Below are 17,809 nucleotides of genomic sequence, written 5' to 3'. Positions count from 1 at the left end.
TTCAAGATGCCATCACCGGGCGCTTACCATACATGGGGCTACGCATGAGAAAGAGCATACGTGGCCGGCCAGAGCCCCCGTATACGAAAACTCCGAAAAACCAGACCACGCCGATTTCCCTGGCGCCCATTTCGTCCTCCATCCTGCGAACCCGTCGATGTCCGCTCACGGCCCGCTTCGCTTGTCAGCCTTGACCCCACTCCGTACACTCGCGCCTGTTTCCAAGACAAGCGCGCCGCAATGACGGCGCATCGACGCCCGAAGGAGAGCCGCCCATGTCCGATCCCTATTTTCCGCGCTGGCGCATCCAGCCGAGCGCCGACGCCGGCCGTGTCGTCGCCCCCGACGAACGGCTGCCCTGGCCGCAAATGTTCGCGATGGGGATCCAGCACGTCGTCGCCATGTTCGGTTCCACCGTGCTCGCGCCGCTGCTCATGGGCTTCGATCCGAATCTCTGTATCTTCATGTCGGGCATCGGCACGCTGCTCTTCTTCGTGCTCGTCGGCGGGCGCGTGCCGAGCTATCTCGGCTCGAGCTTCGCGTTCATCGGCCTCGTCATCGCGGTGACGGGCTACGGCGGCCACGGACCGAACCTGAACGTTCCGGTGGCGCTCGGCGGGATCATCGCGTGCGGCGTGGTGTACGCGATCATCGGCGCAATCGTCGCGGCGATCGGCACGAAGTGGATCGAGACGCTGATGCCGCCCGTCGTCACCGGTGCGATCGTCGCGGTGATCGGGCTGAACCTCGCGCCGATCGCCGTAAAGGGCGTGAGCAGCAGCAACTTCGATTCGTGGATGGCGCTCGTGACCGTGCTGTGCGTGGGCGGCGTGGCCGTGTTCGCGCGCGGCATGGCGCAGCGTCTCCTGATCCTGATCGGCCTCGCGATCGCCTACGTGATCTACGCGGTGCTGACGAACGGCGCGGGCCTCGGCGGCAAGCCGATCGACTTTTCGATCGTCGCCAACGCCGCGTGGTTCGGCATGCCGCACTTCACGGCGCCGGCGTTCGACGGCCAGGCGATGACGCTTCTCGCGCCCGTCGCGATCATCCTCGTCGCGGAGAATCTCGGCCACATCAAGGCGGTCGGCGCGATGACGGGGCAGAGCCTCGACCGCTACATCGGCCGCGCGTTCATCGGCGACGGGCTCGCCACCATCGCCTCGGGCTTCGCCGGCGGCACGGGCGTGACGACCTACGCGGAAAACATCGGCGTGATGGCCGTGACGAAGATCTACTCGACGCTCGTCTTCGTCATCGCCGCGCTGATCGCGATCGTGCTCGGCTTCTCGCCGAAATTCGGCGCGGTGATCCAGACGATTCCGGGACCGGTGCTTGGCGGCGTGTCGATCGTCGTGTTCGGGCTGATCGCGGTGACGGGCGCGCGCATCTGGGTGGTCAACAAGGTCGATTTCTCGGACAACCGCAACCTGATCGTCGCCGCGGTGACGCTCGTGCTGGGCGCGGGCGACTTCACGCTGAAGGTCGGCGGCTTCGCGCTCGGCGGCATCGGCACCGCCACCTTCGGCGCGATCATCCTCTACGCGCTGTTGCGCCGGCGCGGTTCCGGCGTCGTCTGACGCGGCCGCCACACATCGACGTACAGCGCCGCGAAGCGCGGGGAAGCTAGGCATTCGCCCCGCGCTTTCGGTTCACGATCGCCGTCTCCGACAGGTCGATCTCCCGCATCAGCTTGTTGAGCGTCTCGTCGTTGATCGTCTGGTCGGAGCGCAGCTTCAGCAGCGCTGCGCGCTCGGCCCTGAGCGCCACCATCCGCAGTTTCGTTTCCACGATCTCGGCTTGCCGCGCGGCCGTGCGCGGCGCCTCGTCGTCGCCGAGCGCCTGGAGGCGACGACGGTACAGGCTCATCACGCGCGCGGTGCTGTCCGCGCAGCGGGCCGATGCCGCTTCGTCCATCTCGTCGGCCAGCCGCTCGTGCTCGTCGTCGATCGCGCGGATCGCCGCCTGCGCCGCCTGACGCCGCGCGACCCGCTCCTCGGCGGCGTGCGGGTTGCGATTGCGCTCGATGCCGGCGAGCAGGATCGGCAGGCCCACCACGGCGATCAGCAGCGACACGAGGATCGCCCCGGACGCGATGAAGATCGCGAGATCGCGGCCGGGCAGCGGCGTGCCGTCGGTCAGCGTGACGGGCAGTGACAGCACGCCCGCGAGCGTTACCGCGCCGCGCACGCCGCCGATGGTCGTCATCGCGATCGCGCGGGCGCCGGGCGCGGCGCTCTCCATGCCCCGCTTCGCGGCTCCGCGGGCGGCGAACCAGCGCAGCAGCCACACCCACACGAAGCGCAGCGCGTACAGCGCGACCATGACGGCCATCACATAGCCGAGCAGCAGGCCCACCTGTTGGTTTCCGTCGCGGTGCGCCTCGATCAGCGCGCGCCCGATGATGTGCGGAAACTGCAGCCCGAGCAGGATGAACACCATGCCGTTGAACACGAATTCGATCATCGTCCACGTGCTCGTCATGCGGATGCGCACGACGGTCGGAATGCCTTCGCGCAGGCTCTGGATGTTCATCACCATGCCCGCCGACACCGCCGCCAGGATGCCCGAGCAGCCGAAATGCTCGGCGATCGCGTAGGCGGCGAACGGGATCAGCAACGTGAGGACCACGCCGGCGGCGGGGTCGTCGTCTTCGGAAAACCTGAGCAGGCGCGCGGGCAGCTCGGTCGCGATCCAGCTGATCGCCGCGCCGATCACGAGGCCGCCCGCCGCGATCACGACGAAGCTCACCGTCGCGTCGCGCAATGAAAAGACGCCGGTGAGCGCCGCGGCGATCGCGAACTTCAGCGCGACGAGGCCCGACGCGTCGTTCATCAGCGCCTCGCCTTCGAGGATGTGCATGAGGTGCGCAGGGATCCGCCCGCGGCCCACGATGCCGCTCAGCGCGACGGCATCGGTCGGCGAGAGCACCGCCGCGAGCGCGAAGGCGACGGGCAGCGGCATGCCGGGAATCAGCGCGTGCAGGAAGTAGCCGACCACCCCGACCGTGATGAAGACGAGCCCGAGCGCGAGCATCAGGATCGCGCGGCGCTGCATGAACAGTTCGCGCTTCGGGATGCGCCAGCCGTCCGCGAACAGCAGCGGCGGGATGAACAGCAGCATGAACAGTTCGGGGTCGAACGTGACGTGCAGCCCGAAGCCCGGCCACGCGAGCACCGCGCCGATCGCGATCTGGATCAGCGGCAGCGGAAGCTTGAACGGCAAAAGACTCAGGCCGAAGCCCGAGAGCGCGACGGCGAGCAGCAGGATCAGGACGGTAAAGACAATTTCCATTTGTTCGAAAGACAGCACGACGCGCACATGGAAATCCGACCGCGCGGCGTCTAGGGTTGATTTGAGGATCAGCCGCAGTTTAGCTTGCGCGCGGCATTCGGGCAGATTACGCCCGGACGATGCACCGAGATGGTGCGCGCCGCACAAGCGATCACGCGGCAGGAGCGTTCTGTCGGTGCATCGGCCCTGTGAAACATCGGCAGACGCGGCCGGGAAACGCGAGCACGGAGCTTGCTTTATCGACTGTCACGGGACGCGAGAGATTCCCGGCGAGATCAAAGAGGGCTGTTCAAATGAAAACGGAATCGTTCGGTTCGGGCGCGCGTTGCGGCGCTGCCCCGTATGTCGGCGCGGGTATCGGGGAACGGATTTGCACGAGGCTTCGAAAGGCGATATGGACGGTGCTTCGGGTCCGCATGCAGGCGAGGATGCAAAGATGGTGATCGCGAACCCCGAGAAGGCGACGATCTCCTCACGCAGCTTCGAGCTCAGCGTGACGTCGGGATACGACCGGTATTCCGTCGAGCATGGTGAATGGACCCTTTCGAGCGTGTTTCAGCCGGTGTTCAGCCTGTCGCACATGCGCGCGGTCGGCTACGAGGGCCTGCTGCGCGCACACGACATGCTCGATCGCGTCGTCTCGCCGCTCGACGTGTTCGGGCAGGCGGCGCGCGTGGGCGAGGCGCTTCAGGTGGACCGGCTCTCGCAGGCGCTGCATCTGGAGAATTTCAAGATGCTCGGCGCGCAGACCGAGTGGCTCTTTCTCAACGTCCATCCGGGCGCGCTGACCGAGCCGTATCACGCGGCCGCGCTGCTCGCGAACCTGAAGCGCCTGAAGATCGAGCCGCGCCGCGTCGTGCTCGAAGTGCTCGAACAGCGCGCGGAGGACATCGAGCGGCTCGCGGAAGCCGTGCAGCAGTTCCGCGAGCACGGATTCCTGATCGCGCTGGATGACTTCGGCGCGGGGCACTCCAATATCGAGCGGATCTGGCAACTGGACCCCGACTTGGTGAAGCTCGACCGCGTGATGCTTTCGCACGCCGGCCACAACGTGCACGCAGCCACGGCGCGCTCGTCGAAGCAGCGGCGCAACATGGAGGCGGTGCTCTCGGGCATCGTTTCACTGCTGCACGAGGCGGGCAAGCTGGTGCTGATCGAGGGTGTGGAAACGGAGCATGAAGCGCAGCTCGCGCTCGCGAGCGGCGCTGATTTCGTGCAGGGCTTTTTCTTCGCGCGTCCGCACCCCGGGCTCGCCGACAGCGTGCACGCGCAGACGGTCATCAGCGAGCTGACGGAGCGCTACCGGATGCAGACCGAAGCGCGCGAGCGGCGCGTCGCCACGCGGCTTCAGCCGTATGTGCGCGCGTTCGAGCGGGCCGCCGAGCGGCTTGCGGCCGGCGAGCCGCTGGAGGAGGTGTGCTGGAATTTCCTCGCGCTCGACAACGCGGCGCGCTGTTTCCTGCTCGACCAGAACGGACGGCAGGCGGGCCGCAACGTCGTGCTGCGCGCGGATCGGGCGGCGCACGAAGCGCGCTTCTTGCCGCTCGTCGACGCGCAGGGCGCGAACTGGCTGCGCCGGCCGTATTTCCGCGAGGCGCTCGGCGACCCCGAGCGCGTGCACGTGACGAAGCCGTATCTGTCGATCAACGAGGCGTTGCCGTGCGTGACGCTGTCGGTGGAGACGCGCGTCGGCGGGAAGCGTTGCGTGCTGTGCGGCGATATCGACTGGATCGCACCGGACGACGACGAATGACACGCGCCGGCCGTTCAGGGCCGGTGCGCGCCAGTTGAGTCCTACTTCGCCACGACGACCGGAATCCCCTTCAGGCTCGCGGCGCCCTTCATCTCGTCGAGCGACGCGCGCACGGACGCGCCCGTCGCCGCCTCGATGCCGAGCTTCGCCGCCAGATCGCGCTCGCGGCGCTTCACCATCGACAGGTTCGCGAGCTTCACGTGGCCGTAGCCGCGCACGCGCTCGAAGAGCGCGGCGAGCGCTTCGACGTCTCTCGCGTTGTCGGCGGTGAATGCGCCGAGTGCACGCGACATCGTGGCTTCGTAGTCGTCCGCGAGCTGGCGTTCCATGCGGCGCTCGAGCGTCTTCCCGAACGGATCGAGCATGCCGCCGCGCAGACTGCGGAATTTCGCCATCGTGCCGAGCACGGGCCACAGCCACTGGCCGAACGTCATCTTGCGCGGCTGCCCGCCATGCTTCGCCTTCGACAGAACCGGCGGCGCGAGATTGAACTTCACCGTGAAGTCCTGCCCGGCCGTGCCTTCGAACTGCGATTCGAGCGCCGCGCGGAAGGCCGGATCGGCGTGCAGGCGGGCGACTTCGTACTCGTCCTTCACCGCGAGCAGCTTGTAGAACGTCCCGGCGACGGCGCGCGTGATCGCGTCATCGCGCTTCGCGGCCGCCGCGTTCACGAGCCTGCGATAACGCTCGACATACTTCGCGCCGCCATATTCCGCGAGACGCCGCTCGCGATCGGAGATCAGCGCGGGCAGCGGCAGCGCGTTCATTTCGACGCGCGGCGTCTGCGCGCTCTTGCGCAGCGCGTCGAGCGCGTCGATGTCTGCGGCGGCGAGCCGCCCGATCGCGAACGCCAGCTTGTTCATCGGCACCGCGACGTTGTTCAGCTCGATCGCGCGCATCATCGCTGCGAGCGACACCGGCACGAGGCCCAGCTGCCACGCGTAGCCCAGCATCAGGATGTTGGCACCGATCGTGTCGCCGAGAAAGCGTGTGGCGAGCGCCTGTGCGTCGCAGGTCTTCATGTGCTCGGTGCCCGCCGCGTGCCGCATCTTGTCGAGCAGCGCGTCGGCGTGCAGGTTCGCGTCGGGGTTCTGCACGAAGCTTGCATTCGGAATCGCATGCGTATTGACGACCATCTGCGTGCGGCCGTGACGCACCGTCTGCAGGGCGTCCGCGCTCGCGCCGACGACCATGTCGCAGGCGAGCAGCACGTCGGCCTGCTGCGTGTCGATGCGAACCTGGTTCAGCAGCGCGTCGGTCGCGGCGAAGCGCACGAACGACAGCACCGAGCCGCCTTTCTGCGCGAAGCCCATGAAATCGAGCACCGAGGCGCTCTTGCCTTCCAGGTGCGCCGCCATGCTGATGAGCGCGCCGACCGTCACGACGCCCGTGCCGCCGACGCCCGTGATCAGGATGTCGTAGGGCGCGTTGTCGAGATGCTGCACCGGGGCCCGCAGTGCGTCGACGCGTCGCGCGAGTTCTTCCGGATCGAACGCGCTGCCGGCGGCTTTCTTCAGCTTCGCGCCTTCGAGCGTGACGAAGCTCGGGCAGAAGCCGTTCACGCACGAATAGTCCTTGTTGCACGACGACTGGTCGATGCGGCGCTTGCGCCCCAGTTCGGTTTCGACCGGCTCGACGGAGAGGCAATTCGATTGCACGCCGCAGTCGCCGCATCCTTCGCAGACGGCCTCGTTGATGAACAGGCGCTTGTCCGGGTCGGGAAACTCGCCTTTTTTCCGGCGGCGGCGCTTTTCCGCCGCGCAGGTCTGGTCGTAGATCAGCACGGTCACGCCCGGCGTGTCGCGCAGGCGGCGCTGCACGGTGTCGAGTTCGCTGCGATGGTGGAATGTCGTGCCGCGCGGGAACTGGTCTTCGTGGCCTTCGTACTTTTCCGGCTCGTCGCTGACCACGACGAGCAGCGCTGTGCCTTCCGCCTCCACCTGCCGCGCGATCTGCGGCACGGAGATGCTGCCGTCGACCGGCTGGCCGCCCGTCATCGCGACCGCATCGTTATAGAGGATCTTGTAGGTGATGTTCGCCTTCGCCGCGACCGCCTGGCGGATCGCGAGAATGCCGGAGTGGAAATAGGTGCCGTCGCCGAGGTTCTGGAAGACGTGCGGCGTCTTCGTGAACATCGAGTGCGAGGCCCAGTCCACGCCTTCCCCGCCCATCTGGATGAGGCCGGTGGTGTCCCGCTCCATCCACGAGGCCATGAAGTGGCAGCCGATGCCCGCCTGCGCGACCGAGCCCTCGGGCACCTTCGTCGACGTGTTGTGCGGGCAGCCCGAGCAGAAGTAGGGCGTGCGCTTCACCGCATCGGCGACATTCGACAGGATCTGCGGCGCGACGAGATCGACCACTTTCTCGCGGCGATCGAGCGCGGGCTTGTGGCGCGCGAGCCAGTCGGCGAACACCGGCAGCACGCGCGACGGACGCAGCTCGCCGAGCGAGGACAGCAGCATCGCGCCGTCCTTCGCATGCTTGCCGATCACGACCGGCCGCGCGCCGCTCGTGCGGTTGTAGAGATGATCCTTGATCTGCTGCTCGATGATCGGGCCCTTCTCCTCGATCACGAGCACTTCCGACAGCCCTTCGACGAACTGCTCGAGCCGCGTCGTCTCCAGCGGGAACGACAGCCCGACCTTGTAGATGCGCACACCCGCGGCATCGAGGTCATCGACGGTGAGGTCGAGGCGGCGCAGCGCTTCCATCAGATCGAGGTGCGCCTTGCCGCACGTCACGATTCCGACGTTCGCATGGCCGCTCGGCGCGATCCATTTGTCGATGCTGTTCACGCGCGCGAAGTGGCGCACGGCGTCGAGCTTGGCGGCGAGCCGCGCCTCGATCGTGAGGCTCGGCAAATCGGGCCAGCGGTTGTGCAGGCCGCCCGCGGGCGCGACGAAATCCTCGGGGGCTTTCCACGCGGTGCGGATCGCGTCGAGATCGACGGTCGAGCCGGATTCCACCGTCTCGGAAATCGCCTTGTAGCCGATCCACGCGCCCGAAAAGCGCGACAGCGCCCAGCCGTACAGCCCGAACTCCAGCATGTCGGCGATGTTCGACGGGTTCACGACCGGCATGCTCCAGGCGATCATCGCCTGATCGCTCTGGTGCGGCATCGACGACGACACGCAGCCGTGGTCGTCGCCCGCGACGACCAGCACGCCGCCGTGCGGCGACGAGCCGTAGGCGTTGCCGTGCTTGAGCGCGTCGCCCGCGCGGTCCACGCCGGGGCCCTTGCCGTACCACATCGCGAACACGCCATCGACGGTGCGCTCCTCATCCGACTCCACCCGCTGCGTGCCGAGCACGGCGGTGCCGCCCAGTTCCTCGTTGATCGCGGGCAGAAAGCGCACGTCATGCGACGCGAGCAGTTTCTTCGCCTTCCACAACTGCTGGTCGACCATGCCGAGCGGCGAGCCGCGATAGCCGCTGACGAAGCCCGCCGTGTTCAGGTCGGCCGCGCGATCGAGCTCGCGCTGCATCAGCACGAGCCGCACGAGCGCCTGCGTGCCGGTCAGGAAGATGCGCCCGCGCGTGGCGGACAGGTTGTCGGTGAGCTTGTAGTCGGACAGGGCCGGGGTCAGGCCGCGGTGGCCCGCCGCGTCGGGGGAATGGACGGCATCGAAGGGAACGCGAGCGTTCATGAATTCTCCGGCGTTGTTATGGTTTGGCGTGGGGTGCGCAAGGACTCCATTTTTGGCTGACACAACCGGAATTTTTTTACTCACTTGCCGCGTGTCTTCGCCGATGCGAAAGGAAAACGCTTCTTTTCGAGATAGTCGAGTGAGAATCCCCTGCGCGTGGTGCGGGTTCAGGTAAACCCGGACGCGAGGGCGGCCTCGTTCGGACTAACCTGAAAGCCTGCCAGCCTCCAGGGACGATGCGCGATGAAGCTCTACTACTGGCCGAAGACGCGCGCGTTCCGCGCGCTGTGGATGCTCGAGGAGTTGCGGGTGCCGTACGAGTTCGCGTTCGTCAACATACGCGCGGGCGCGCAGAACGAGCCGGAGTTTTGCCGCGTCAATCCGATGTGCAAGCTGCCCGCACTGGACCACGACGGCGTGTGCGTGGCCGAATCGGGCGCCGTGCTGCTCTATCTCGCGGACCGGTTTCCCGGTGCGCAACTCGGCGCACCCCCGGACGATCCGCAACGCGGGCGCTTCCTGCAATGGATGTTCTTCACCGGCGCGTGCCTCGAACCCGCGATGGCCGAGCGCATGACGGGCGCGCCGGGCAATACGGTGAGCTTCGGCTGGGGCGATCTCGTGCGCGTCGAGCAAGCGGTCGAAGCCGCGCTGAAGGACGGGCCGTGGCTGCTCGGCGAGCGCTTCACCGCCGCCGACATTCTCCTGGCGAGCACGCTGCAGAGCGGTTTCATGGCGAAGCTGATCGAGCCGGGCGGCGTGCTGTCGGAGTATGTCGATCGCGCGGTCGCGCGCGACGGGCACGAGCGCGCGGCGGCAATCGACCATCGCGAGGCGCAGCGGCTTGCGTTGCCGCATTCGTCGGACGTCGGCGTGCGGGGGTGAAGCGGCCGCGCACAGGCGCGGTGCGCGGCGCTCAGTCAGCCGAGTGCGCAACCATGCCGCCGCCGTGGCGGGCGGCGGCGATCTCGCGTCAGGCGATTACGGAAATGACCGCGGCTTCGGAATGCCCGCGCCGGCCTCGATGTCGGCGACGGCCTGCCTGTGCGCAAGCTCGATGGCTTCAGCCGCGTTCACGAGACCGCCGTCGCCGCCGACCGTCGTCCAGGTCTGCACGGGTTTGTCGTGGTGGCGGATTTCGTATTCGGCGTCCCAGTGCGCGCCCTGCAGTTCGATCGGACGCACATGGATCGCGTAGACGCCATAGAGGAAGAGCTGTTCCGGCATGATGTCCTCCAACGGGCCGGACGGCGGCGCGCTGCTTCGCGCGGGCGCTGCCGGCCCTGCCTAGAGTTCGATTTCCCCGAGAATCCGGTGCGCGAGCGCGCGCGCTTCTTCGAGCGCCTCGTCCTCGTTCTGCGACGCTGCCTCGACTTCGTAGAGCGTCGCATCGGTTTCCTCGCCGTTGTCGCGGGCGAGCGATACGAGACCCTGGAACTGGCCGCCGTCGATGGCCCGAACGCCGATCGTCGCGGTGTAGATGCCTTTCGTGTAGGTCGTGTCGTCCATGATGCGGCTCAGGCGTTGACGAAAATTCATGCTAGCACGCTGATATGCAAAGCGTGTGAACAGCATGGCCGCCGGAGTGCTCACGGGCGCGGCGCGCTACGTCAGCAAATCCTCGACCTCTTCGAGCGACGGCGAATGCGCGCCCGAAAATCGGCACGCCGCCGCGCCGGACGCGAGCGCGAAGCGCAGATGATCGGGCCATTCGCCTTCGCGCGCCATCAGGCTGTAGAGCAGGCCGCCGATCGACGCGTCGCCCGCGCCGACCGTATCCGCGACCTGCACCTGCGGCGGCTTCGCGCGATGGACGGCATCGCCGACATAGAGCGCCGCCTCGTTCGCGCCGCGCGTGACGAGGACCGTGGCGCGCGGGTTCATCGCGCGGACCTCAGCGAGCGCATCGGCTTCCGGGATGCCGCGAAAGAGCATGTGCAGGTCTTCGTCCGATACCTTGATCAGGTCGGCGAGCGACGCCATGTTGTGCAGGATCGGCTCGTAGCCGGTTTCCATCAGGTTGCGGTAGTTCGGATCGAAGCTGATCTTCACGCCGTGCGCGCGCAACTGCGCGGCGAGCGCGGCGAGCGTCGCGCCGAGCGGCTGGCGCACGAGGCTGATGCAGCCGAAATGCGCCCACTTCACCTGGTCCATCCAGCCTTGCGGCAGCGTCGACGGATCGAACGCGAGATCGGCGCCGTTCTCGCCCATGAAGTAGTAGGTCGGCGGCTGGGTCTTGTGGACGATCGCAAGCAGGGGCGGACGCTCGACGCGCTGCATGAAGCGCATGTCGAGACCGGCCGCGACGCTCGCGTCCCACAGGTCATCGGAGAAATTGTCGACGCCGAGCGACCCCGCGCACGCGGTAGGCACGCCGAGCCGCGCGACCGCCCGCGCGACGTTCCACCCGGCGCCGCCCGGGCGCGAGAGCCAGGTGGACGTGTCGGTGCGGATCATGTCGGTGAGGATGTCGCCGGCTGAGACGAATTTCGGAAGAGTCTGCTGTTCTGCTGCCATCTTTCTCACCGTTTGCTCGTGTCCGGGGCGGTAAGGGCGTTCAGCACCTCGTAGCACGCGCCCATCGTGTGGTAGTCGGTCTTGCCGGCGGGGCTTTTTTCGTCGCCGTACTTGCGGTTGTCGCACGTGAGGATGCGGTACCACGCGCCGTGCCGGTGATCGACGAAATGCGCCCAGCTATAGCGCCATAGTTCGTCGTAGCAATCCCAGAAGCGCTCGCGCCCCGTGCGTGCGCCGAGCAGCGCGGCGGCGGCGAAGCTTTCGGCCTGCACCCAGAAATACTTGTCGTGGTCGCAGATGGTGTCGTCGGGGCCGAAGCCGTAGTAGAGGCCGCCGTGGCGGCTGTCCCAGGCGCGGTTGAAGCCGGCGTCGAACAGTTCGACGGCGCGCGGCGCGAGCCACGGCAGCGCGCGATGCCGTTCGAGAATCAGGAGGAGCTTGGCCCACTCCGTCTGATGGCCGGGCTGGAAACCCCACGGACGGAAGATGTTCGAGCTGTCCGATTCGTTGTAGTGCCAGTCGACCGACCAGTCCGGGCGGAAGTGCTCCCAGACGAGCCCGTTCGAGAGCTTCGCCTGCCGCAGCGTGATGTTCCCCGCGATTTTCTCCGCGCGGTCCAGATAGATCACATGGCCGGTCGCCTCGTACGCGGCAAGCAGTGCCTCGGTTGCGTGCATGTTCGCGTTCTGCCCGCGATAGTCGGACAACTGCCAGTCGGGCGTGGCTTCGTCGGCGTAGAGGCCGGCTTCGGCGTCCCAGAAACGGCGCTCGAGAAGATGGAACGTGTCGCTGATCAGCGGTGTCGCTTCCTCGATGCCCGCCATCGACGCGTGCGCGCAGGCGAGCAGCACGAACGCGAGCCCGTAGCAGTGGCGCGTGCCGTCCAGCGTGCGCTTCGCGCCGTCGCGCCATTCGATTTCCCAGTCGTAGCCTTCGCGGGCGGCGTCCCAGTGGGCGTCGCGCAGGAATTTGAAGGCGTGACGCGCGTCGTCCTGATAGGAGACGTCGCCGAAGTGGCGATAGGCCATCGCGTAATTGAAGACAAAACGCGTGCTGCTGACGAGGTGGCGTGTCGTGCTGTCGTAGATGCGGCCGTCGTCCTTGAAGAAGTGGAAGAAGCCGCCCGACGGATCGCGGGCGGTCGGCGCGTAGAACGCGAGCGTGTCGCGCACGTGCGAGAGCAGGAAGTCGCGGCTGCGGAAGTCGATGTCCGCGTTGGTGGCGGCAACGGTCGAAGCGGTCGAGTTCATGTCGTGGTCGAGCCGGAGCTCGCGCGAGGGATGAAATTTACCGGCACCAGCGTGTCGGCCGGGTCGGGGGAATTCGGGCTGTCCTCCAGCAGCAGCTCCACGCCGCGCCTGCCGAGCGCCTCTTTGTCGACCGTTACGGTCGACAGCGGCGGCGTGCTCTGCGCGGCGGCCGGAATGTCGTCGAAACCGACGAACGCGATGTCTTCCGGCACCCGTAAGCCATGCGCAAGGCAGACGCGCATCGCGGCGAGGGCCGCTGCATCGTTATAGGCGAAAACGGCGTCGGGGAGGGGACTCGATTGCGCGCGTGCGTCGCGGATCAGCCGCTCCATCGCGTCGGCGGCGGCGAGATCGGCGGCGAGGCCGGGCTGCGTCGTGACTTCGAGCATCGGATCGAACAGCAGGCCCGCCTCGAAATAGGCGCGCCGGTAGCCGAGCGCGCGCTGCGCGATGCTGTGATGCGCGAGCGACCCGCCGATGAACGCGACGCGCCGCCGCCCGAGGGCGAAGAGATGCTGCATCGCGAGGGACGCGCCCTTGACGTTGTCGATATTGACCGAGCGGAAGCCGGGCGCGCGCAGGTCGATGAGGACGATCGGCCGGTTCAGCGAATGCAGATGCGCGAGCAGTTCGGGCTCGACGAAACCGGCGACCGCGATGGCGTCGGGCGCATGCAGGCGCATCTGCTGCGCGAGATCCTGCGTGGGACCGGCCGTGAGCACCGAGGGCACGAGACGTCGCTCGCGGCACGCTTCCTCGAAGCCGTTCAGCACATGCGAGAAAAACGGGCTGACGGCGAAGTTGTTGTGCTGCCGGTGCAGCAGGAACGTGACGCGGCGGATGCGCGTGCGCAACTGGGCGGGATCGTAGCCGAGCTGCTGCGCCACTTCGACGACGCGAACGCGCGTCGCTTCGGACAGGCCCGGCTGGTTCTTCAGCGCCCTCGACACAGTGCCGATCGAGACGCTGGCCGCACGCGCGACATCGCGAATGGTGGTGCCCATCGTGGTGTTCTCTGTCTCCGGAAGATGACTGGTTCTGCGCTTGTTTACTTGCGTGTCATACGTTCGCTTCGCTGCGGCGATTGTATAGTAAAAATGGCGCGAAAACGCTCGGCGGCAGACTAGAGAAAACCAGTAGATGCTTGTTGTGTATGGGTTTTGTTGGCTTGCTTTTGTTTAGTAAAAAGGCTTAAACAGCGCCGGTCACCGCCCTTCGCGCTGATGAATCGAGGCGGCGTTGGACGACAGGACATGGATGACCACGTCGTCATCCTGATAGTGGGCGAGGAGCGGAATCGCGAGCTTGTCCATCAGTTCGGCGTGGATGGTATCGCCCGTGTATGACCAGCCTTCGATTGGCCGTCGCCAATGGCAGGCGAGCAGGGTGCCGCCGGGAGCGAGGGTTGCCGTCACGCGCTCGATCAGCCGCGACACCTGCGCGGGGTCGAGGTAGTAGGCGAGCTCGCTGATGACGATCAGATCGAAGCGGCCGTCCGGCCAGTCGTCGGGGACTGCTCGCCGCTCGACATGCACGTGGCTCAGATGCGCGACGCGGCGGCGCGCGAGCGCGACCGCTTCTTCGCTGAGATCGGCGGCGAGCAGCGCGCCGCAGCGGGGCGCCAGCGCGGCCGTCAGCTCACCGTTCGCGCAGCCCGGCTCGAAAGCGCGCACGTAGTGCTCGTCCGGAAGCATGGCGAGCGTGAGCGCGCGCTTGCGGCGCTCGTACCAGCGCTCGCGAAGAAGCCAGGGATCGTCGCTTTGCGCGTACAGGCCGTCGAAGTATTGCCGTGCTGGCGGCCCGCCGATCATATCAGGACCACCTCGTAGGGTCGCGTGAGCCGCGCCAGCACATGATCCGGCAGGATCGGCGCGCGGCCTGTCGCGACATCCGGTTCCATCTGGCTGCGAAACGCCTCCACCGCGTGGAGCTTGCGGGCGTGCGTCGCGGCATCCAGCACGATGCGCCGCGCACGGCTCCACGGCACGCGGGGATCTTCGGGCGTCGCCCAGTGCCACGTCCATACCGGGACTTCGACGAAGGGGACATCGAGGCTCCCCGCAACCATTGATACCGCTCGCCCTACCGCTTCATGGTCCGGATGGCCGTCGTGGCGCCACGTGCCGAAGACGACGTCGCCCGGGCCAAGGTGATCGGCGAGCGACGCCGCGAGTTGCGCCTCGAACCGCTTGCCGCCGCCGTCGGGCAGGCCGAGCCGCGCGAGTTGCACCTGCCGCATGTGAAGACGCTGCAGCGCTTCGCGCGTTTCCTGCGGACGGACCGCCGCGAGGCGCTCGACGGGCCATGCCGGCGAATCCGGATGACTCGCAGTGCCGTCCGTCACGGCGACGATCAGCACCCTGCGCCCGAGCGCGGACAGGTGGGCGAGCAGGCCGCCGGTGCCGAGGACCTCGTCGTCGGGATGCGGCGCGACAACGACCGCCCGCGCGCCGGGCGGCACGAGTTCGGCGGGTTTGACCTCGGGCAGCGCGCCAAGCCTCGCCCAGTTCTGCCATGAGGATTCGGGCGTACCCGTGCCGGCGAGCACGCGGTCCTTGTGTGTCTTGCTGATTACAGTGGCCATGAGCCGCGCTCCTCTTCGACGATGCGCTCCGCGAGCGCGGCTTCGTCGCGTTCAGCGTGGCTTTGCCGGATGAACACGGGGAGATCGGCCATCAGGCGGGCGAAATGCTCGTTGCGGCAAAGCGGAGCGGCACCGAGTGCGCGTCCCGCGTGTTCCATCACCGTTGTGGCAGCGCGTTCCACCGCGAGCCGCGCGCGCAACGCGGGCACTATGGCGTCGGCCTTCGGTTCGCGGTCGATTTGCGCCGCCGCTTCGCGCATCAGGCTTGCGGCGCTCGCGAGCGCCGTGTCGATCGCGCCCAGATGCGCGAGCCTGTACGGGTCCGGCCGCCGGGCGGCTTCCTGCCTGACGAAATTTCCGATGGCCGCAGCCGCGCCGAACCAGCACGCCGCGATGCCTGCGCCTCCTTGCCAGAAACCCGGCCGATCCAGATAGGCACGCGGCGCGCCGATCTGCACGGCGGCCGCGTTGTCGAAATGCACGTCGACGCTCGCGCTTGCACTCATGCCCACGGCTTTCCAGCCTTCGTTCGTCACGCAAACCGAGGGCTGGTGCAGATCCACCGCGGCGAGTATCGGCTCGTCCCGCTCGTTCCATGCACTCACGAGCGCGTGCGTGAGAAACGCCGCGCCCGAGCACCACGCTTTTGTGCCTCGAAGCCTGATCCGGCGGTCCGCGCGAGTCGTCATCGCAGCGAGGCGGGCGGACGGCGGCTCCGCGGCCCAGACGCCCCAGGCCTCACCGCTGCCGGTTTCGATGCACTCCAGTTCGGCGAGAATCGCGAGGGCATCGGTGTGGCCCTCGTACAGCTTCACGAGGGACAGGTCAAAAGCGGCCACCGCGCCGAGAATCCTCCATCGCTCGAGCGTCGCGCCCTTGCCGGGCAGGTCAATGCGGTCGAGCCCGGCGTCGATCAACGTTCGCAACGCATGCGCGGCTTCGGCAGGTGTGCCTCGTTCGATGTTCAGTTCGCGCAGGAATGCCTTCAGCTCGGTGGCGCAGGCGCGCGCAGGCGCGCTCATCACGTATGCCATGGCGGACCTCGAAGCCACCCGCGGGTGCCGGTGCGGCTGAAACTGATCTGCATGACGCTCTCCCTGTCGGCGTGCCGCGTGGTTCTGTATGGAACCAGTGTGGCAAGGCACATGCCCGGGCGCCAGCTGGCCGAAAGCAATAGGCAAGACGCATGAAAAGCGGGTGCGCCGCCGCGCCGCGCTCGCTGGCAGAAATACGTTCTTGCTTATGCCTTCCGGCCGAATCGACACCCCGCCCGTTACCGGGTCAAATAGCAAAAAAGCCGCACGAGGCGGCTTTCCGGCTTTGGGGAACGGGGTGTCCTTTCAATGCAGCGCTCCAGGGGACGGAGCGCAACGCCCCTCAGCGGCGCACGGCGGCGGCAGCCTCGCTCTTGTGTGACTTGTCCGCGGCCGTCTTGCGTGCGCCCCACCGCTGGGCGAGCACGGCGCACACCATCAACTGGATCTGATGGAACAGCATGAGCGGCAGCACCACGGCGCCCACCGTGCTCGAAGCGAAGATCACCTTCGCCATCGGGATTCCGGCGGCGAGACTCTTTTTAGAGCCGCAAAAGATGATGGTGATCTGGTCGGCTCGGCTGAATCCGAGGCGCTTTGCGGCAAAAGCAGTGGAAAAAAGCGCGAGCGCGAGCAGCACGATGTTGGCGACCACGAGTCCGGCAAGCGTGGAAAGCGAAATCGAGTGCCAGATGCCCTCGTTCACGGCCTCGCTGAAGGCCACGTAGACGACGAGCAGGATCGAGCCCTGATCGACGAAGCGCAGCACCGTGCGGTTGCGGTCGACCCATTTGCCGATCACGGGGCGCAGCAGTTGCCCGGCGATAAACGGCACGAGCAATTGCAGCACGATATTGCCGACCGTGTGCCAGGGCGAACCGGTCATCTCGCCGTGGTTGCTCACCACCAGCCCGACGAGCGCGGGCGTGATGAAGATGCCGAGCAGGCTCGAGGCGGACGCGCTGCAGACGGCGGCGGGAACGTTGCCCTTGGCCATCGAGGTGAAGGCGATCGACGACTGCACCGTGGAGGGCAGCGTGCACAGAAACAGGATGCCCGTGTACAGGGCCGGGGTGACGAGCGGCGAGAGAACCGGCTTCAGCGCGAGCCCGAGCAGCGGAAAGAGCGCGAAGGTGCTGAGCAGCACGACCAGATGCAGCCGCCAGTGCGTGGCCCCCGCCACGATTGCTTCGCGCGACAGCTTTGCGCCGTGGAGGAAGAACAGCAGCCCGATGGCGATGTCGGTGAGCCAGTCGAAGGCGACCGCCGTGCTGCCGCGGCATGGAAGCAGGCTGGCGAGGGTGACGGTGCCGACAAGGGCCAGCGTGAAGTTATCGGGGAGAAATTTGGGGCGCGCCATCGAAATCTCTTACTCGAACGTGCATTCGGTTATGAACGCCTCGACGTTTGCTGAATCGGCGTTGGCTTGAATGCACAACGCTGCTAAACGTCAAGTAAGGAAAACCAGTATTTTCGCCCCTTTTTGATTAAATAGGCAAATTCATTTAAATGATCTATTAATGCGCTTGAGGTATGAGCGAGCGTCGCGCGACGTGTATCTGATGCAACGTTTGAGCCAGCGCGCGGGCGGCCTTCAACTCACACAAATCCGCGTTTTCACGGACCCCGGAAATGCTGAAAAACCCATTAGTAACATGGTGTTACAACCATTGAGCAGGTCTAACACTTTTTGGCTCGACTCTCCAGGCTTCCCACCATAAATTGTTCAT

General features: G+C 66.7%; 14 protein-coding genes. 3 read left to right on the top strand and 11 right to left on the bottom strand.

Annotated features, from left to right (window positions below; genetic code table 11):
- Positions 1-275: 275 nt before the first annotated feature.
- On the top strand, positions 276-1,580 hold the full coding sequence (locus BG61_RS25285; RefSeq protein WP_035942363.1) for a solute carrier family 23 protein: 1,305 nt from the start codon (positions 276-278) through the stop codon (positions 1,578-1,580).
- A 46-nt stretch (positions 1,581-1,626) separates the two neighbouring features.
- Here BG61_RS25285 and BG61_RS25280 read toward each other — a convergent pair whose 3' ends face one another.
- The gene (locus BG61_RS25280; RefSeq protein ID WP_035942383.1) at positions 1,627-3,294 is read right to left on the bottom strand and encodes a Na+/H+ antiporter; all 1,668 of its coding nucleotides are present in this window, start codon (positions 3,292-3,294) and stop codon (positions 1,627-1,629) included.
- A 436-nt stretch (positions 3,295-3,730) separates the two neighbouring features.
- Between BG61_RS25280 and BG61_RS25275 the strand changes: the two genes are divergently transcribed.
- Complete coding sequence (locus BG61_RS25275) at positions 3,731-5,047, top strand: EAL domain-containing protein (protein ID WP_035942381.1); 1,317 nt, start codon at positions 3,731-3,733, stop codon at positions 5,045-5,047.
- A gap of 41 nt (positions 5,048-5,088) precedes the next feature.
- On the opposite strand, the gene BG61_RS25270 is transcribed toward BG61_RS25275, so the two are convergent.
- A complete protein-coding gene (locus BG61_RS25270; RefSeq protein WP_081868184.1) occupies positions 5,089-8,694 on the bottom strand; it encodes an indolepyruvate ferredoxin oxidoreductase family protein in 3,606 nt (1,201 codons plus the stop codon).
- 243 nt (positions 8,695-8,937) lie between these two features.
- Between BG61_RS25270 and BG61_RS25265 the strand changes: the two genes are divergently transcribed.
- Positions 8,938-9,579, top strand: a complete 642-nt coding sequence (locus BG61_RS25265) for a glutathione S-transferase family protein (RefSeq protein ID WP_035942362.1) — start codon at positions 8,938-8,940, stop codon at positions 9,577-9,579.
- Positions 9,580-9,675: 96 nt separating this feature from the next.
- Here BG61_RS25265 and BG61_RS25260 read toward each other — a convergent pair whose 3' ends face one another.
- The 9 genes from BG61_RS25260 to BG61_RS25220 all read right to left on the bottom strand — a co-directional run bounded on the left by BG61_RS25260 (position 9,676) and on the right by BG61_RS25220 (position 17,439).
- On the bottom strand, positions 9,676-9,921 hold the full coding sequence (locus BG61_RS25260; protein WP_035942361.1) for a hypothetical protein: 246 nt from the start codon (positions 9,919-9,921) through the stop codon (positions 9,676-9,678).
- 60 nt (positions 9,922-9,981) lie between these two features.
- Positions 9,982-10,203: a hypothetical protein gene (locus tag BG61_RS25255; protein WP_035942377.1), complete on the bottom strand. Its 222-nt coding sequence runs from the start codon at positions 10,201-10,203 to the stop codon at positions 9,982-9,984.
- Positions 10,204-10,299: 96 nt separating this feature from the next.
- Complete coding sequence (locus tag BG61_RS25250; RefSeq protein WP_035942360.1) at positions 10,300-11,211, bottom strand: carbohydrate kinase family protein; 912 nt, start codon at positions 11,209-11,211, stop codon at positions 10,300-10,302.
- Positions 11,212-11,216: 5 nt separating this feature from the next.
- The gene (locus tag BG61_RS25245) at positions 11,217-12,461 is read right to left on the bottom strand and encodes an AGE family epimerase/isomerase (RefSeq protein ID WP_035942359.1); all 1,245 of its coding nucleotides are present in this window, start codon (positions 12,459-12,461) and stop codon (positions 11,217-11,219) included.
- Positions 12,458-13,465: a LacI family DNA-binding transcriptional regulator gene (locus BG61_RS25240; RefSeq protein ID WP_035942357.1), complete on the bottom strand. Its 1,008-nt coding sequence runs from the start codon at positions 13,463-13,465 to the stop codon at positions 12,458-12,460. Before BG61_RS25240 ends, BG61_RS25245 begins: the two co-directional genes overlap by 4 nt.
- 201 nt (positions 13,466-13,666) lie before the next feature.
- Positions 13,667-14,272 carry a class I SAM-dependent DNA methyltransferase gene (locus BG61_RS25235; RefSeq protein WP_035942355.1) on the bottom strand — a complete coding sequence of 202 codons (606 nt, stop codon included), beginning with the start codon at positions 14,270-14,272 and terminating at the stop codon, positions 13,667-13,669.
- Positions 14,269-15,045 carry a PIG-L deacetylase family protein gene (locus BG61_RS25230; RefSeq protein WP_035942354.1) on the bottom strand — a complete coding sequence of 259 codons (777 nt, stop codon included), beginning with the start codon at positions 15,043-15,045 and terminating at the stop codon, positions 14,269-14,271. The genes BG61_RS25235 and BG61_RS25230 overlap by 4 nt, the downstream gene beginning before the upstream one ends.
- The gene (locus tag BG61_RS25225; protein WP_232256457.1) at positions 15,033-16,079 is read right to left on the bottom strand and encodes an acyl-CoA dehydrogenase family protein; all 1,047 of its coding nucleotides are present in this window, start codon (positions 16,077-16,079) and stop codon (positions 15,033-15,035) included. The genes BG61_RS25230 and BG61_RS25225 overlap by 13 nt, the downstream gene beginning before the upstream one ends.
- Positions 16,080-16,422: 343 nt before the next feature.
- On the bottom strand, positions 16,423-17,439 hold the full coding sequence (locus tag BG61_RS25220; protein ID WP_035942352.1) for a bile acid:sodium symporter family protein: 1,017 nt from the start codon (positions 17,437-17,439) through the stop codon (positions 16,423-16,425).
- Positions 17,440-17,809: the final 370 nt, after the last annotated feature.

The sequence above is a fragment of the Caballeronia glathei genome (assembly GCF_000698595.1).
GTDB classification, from domain to species: Bacteria; Pseudomonadota; Gammaproteobacteria; order Burkholderiales; family Burkholderiaceae; genus Caballeronia; species Caballeronia glathei.
The sequence above is the reverse complement of the archived record's forward strand: the minus strand, read 5'-3'. Positions and strand labels throughout refer to the sequence as shown.

Coding starts and splice junctions, on each gene's coding strand:
- BG61_RS25285 (WP_035942363.1), top strand. CDS start 276: ATGTCCGATCCCTATTTTCCGCGCTGGCGCATCCAGCCGAGCGCCGAC.
- BG61_RS25280 (WP_035942383.1), bottom strand. CDS start 3,294: ATGGAAATTGTCTTTACCGTCCTGATCCTGCTGCTCGCCGTCGCGCTC.
- BG61_RS25275 (WP_035942381.1), top strand. CDS start 3,731: ATGGTGATCGCGAACCCCGAGAAGGCGACGATCTCCTCACGCAGCTTC.
- BG61_RS25270 (WP_081868184.1), bottom strand. CDS start 8,694: ATGAACGCTCGCGTTCCCTTCGATGCCGTCCATTCCCCCGACGCGGCG.
- BG61_RS25265 (WP_035942362.1), top strand. CDS start 8,938: ATGAAGCTCTACTACTGGCCGAAGACGCGCGCGTTCCGCGCGCTGTGG.
- BG61_RS25260 (WP_035942361.1), bottom strand. CDS start 9,921: ATGCCGGAACAGCTCTTCCTCTATGGCGTCTACGCGATCCATGTGCGT.
- BG61_RS25255 (WP_035942377.1), bottom strand. CDS start 10,203: ATGGACGACACGACCTACACGAAAGGCATCTACACCGCGACGATCGGC.
- BG61_RS25250 (WP_035942360.1), bottom strand. CDS start 11,211: ATGGCAGCAGAACAGCAGACTCTTCCGAAATTCGTCTCAGCCGGCGAC.
- BG61_RS25245 (WP_035942359.1), bottom strand. CDS start 12,461: ATGAACTCGACCGCTTCGACCGTTGCCGCCACCAACGCGGACATCGAC.
- BG61_RS25240 (WP_035942357.1), bottom strand. CDS start 13,465: ATGGGCACCACCATTCGCGATGTCGCGCGTGCGGCCAGCGTCTCGATC.
- BG61_RS25235 (WP_035942355.1), bottom strand. CDS start 14,272: ATGATCGGCGGGCCGCCAGCACGGCAATACTTCGACGGCCTGTACGCG.
- BG61_RS25230 (WP_035942354.1), bottom strand. CDS start 15,045: ATGGCCACTGTAATCAGCAAGACACACAAGGACCGCGTGCTCGCCGGC.
- BG61_RS25225 (WP_232256457.1), bottom strand. CDS start 16,079: ATGGCATACGTGATGAGCGCGCCTGCGCGCGCCTGCGCCACCGAGCTG.
- BG61_RS25220 (WP_035942352.1), bottom strand. CDS start 17,439: ATGGCGCGCCCCAAATTTCTCCCCGATAACTTCACGCTGGCCCTTGTC.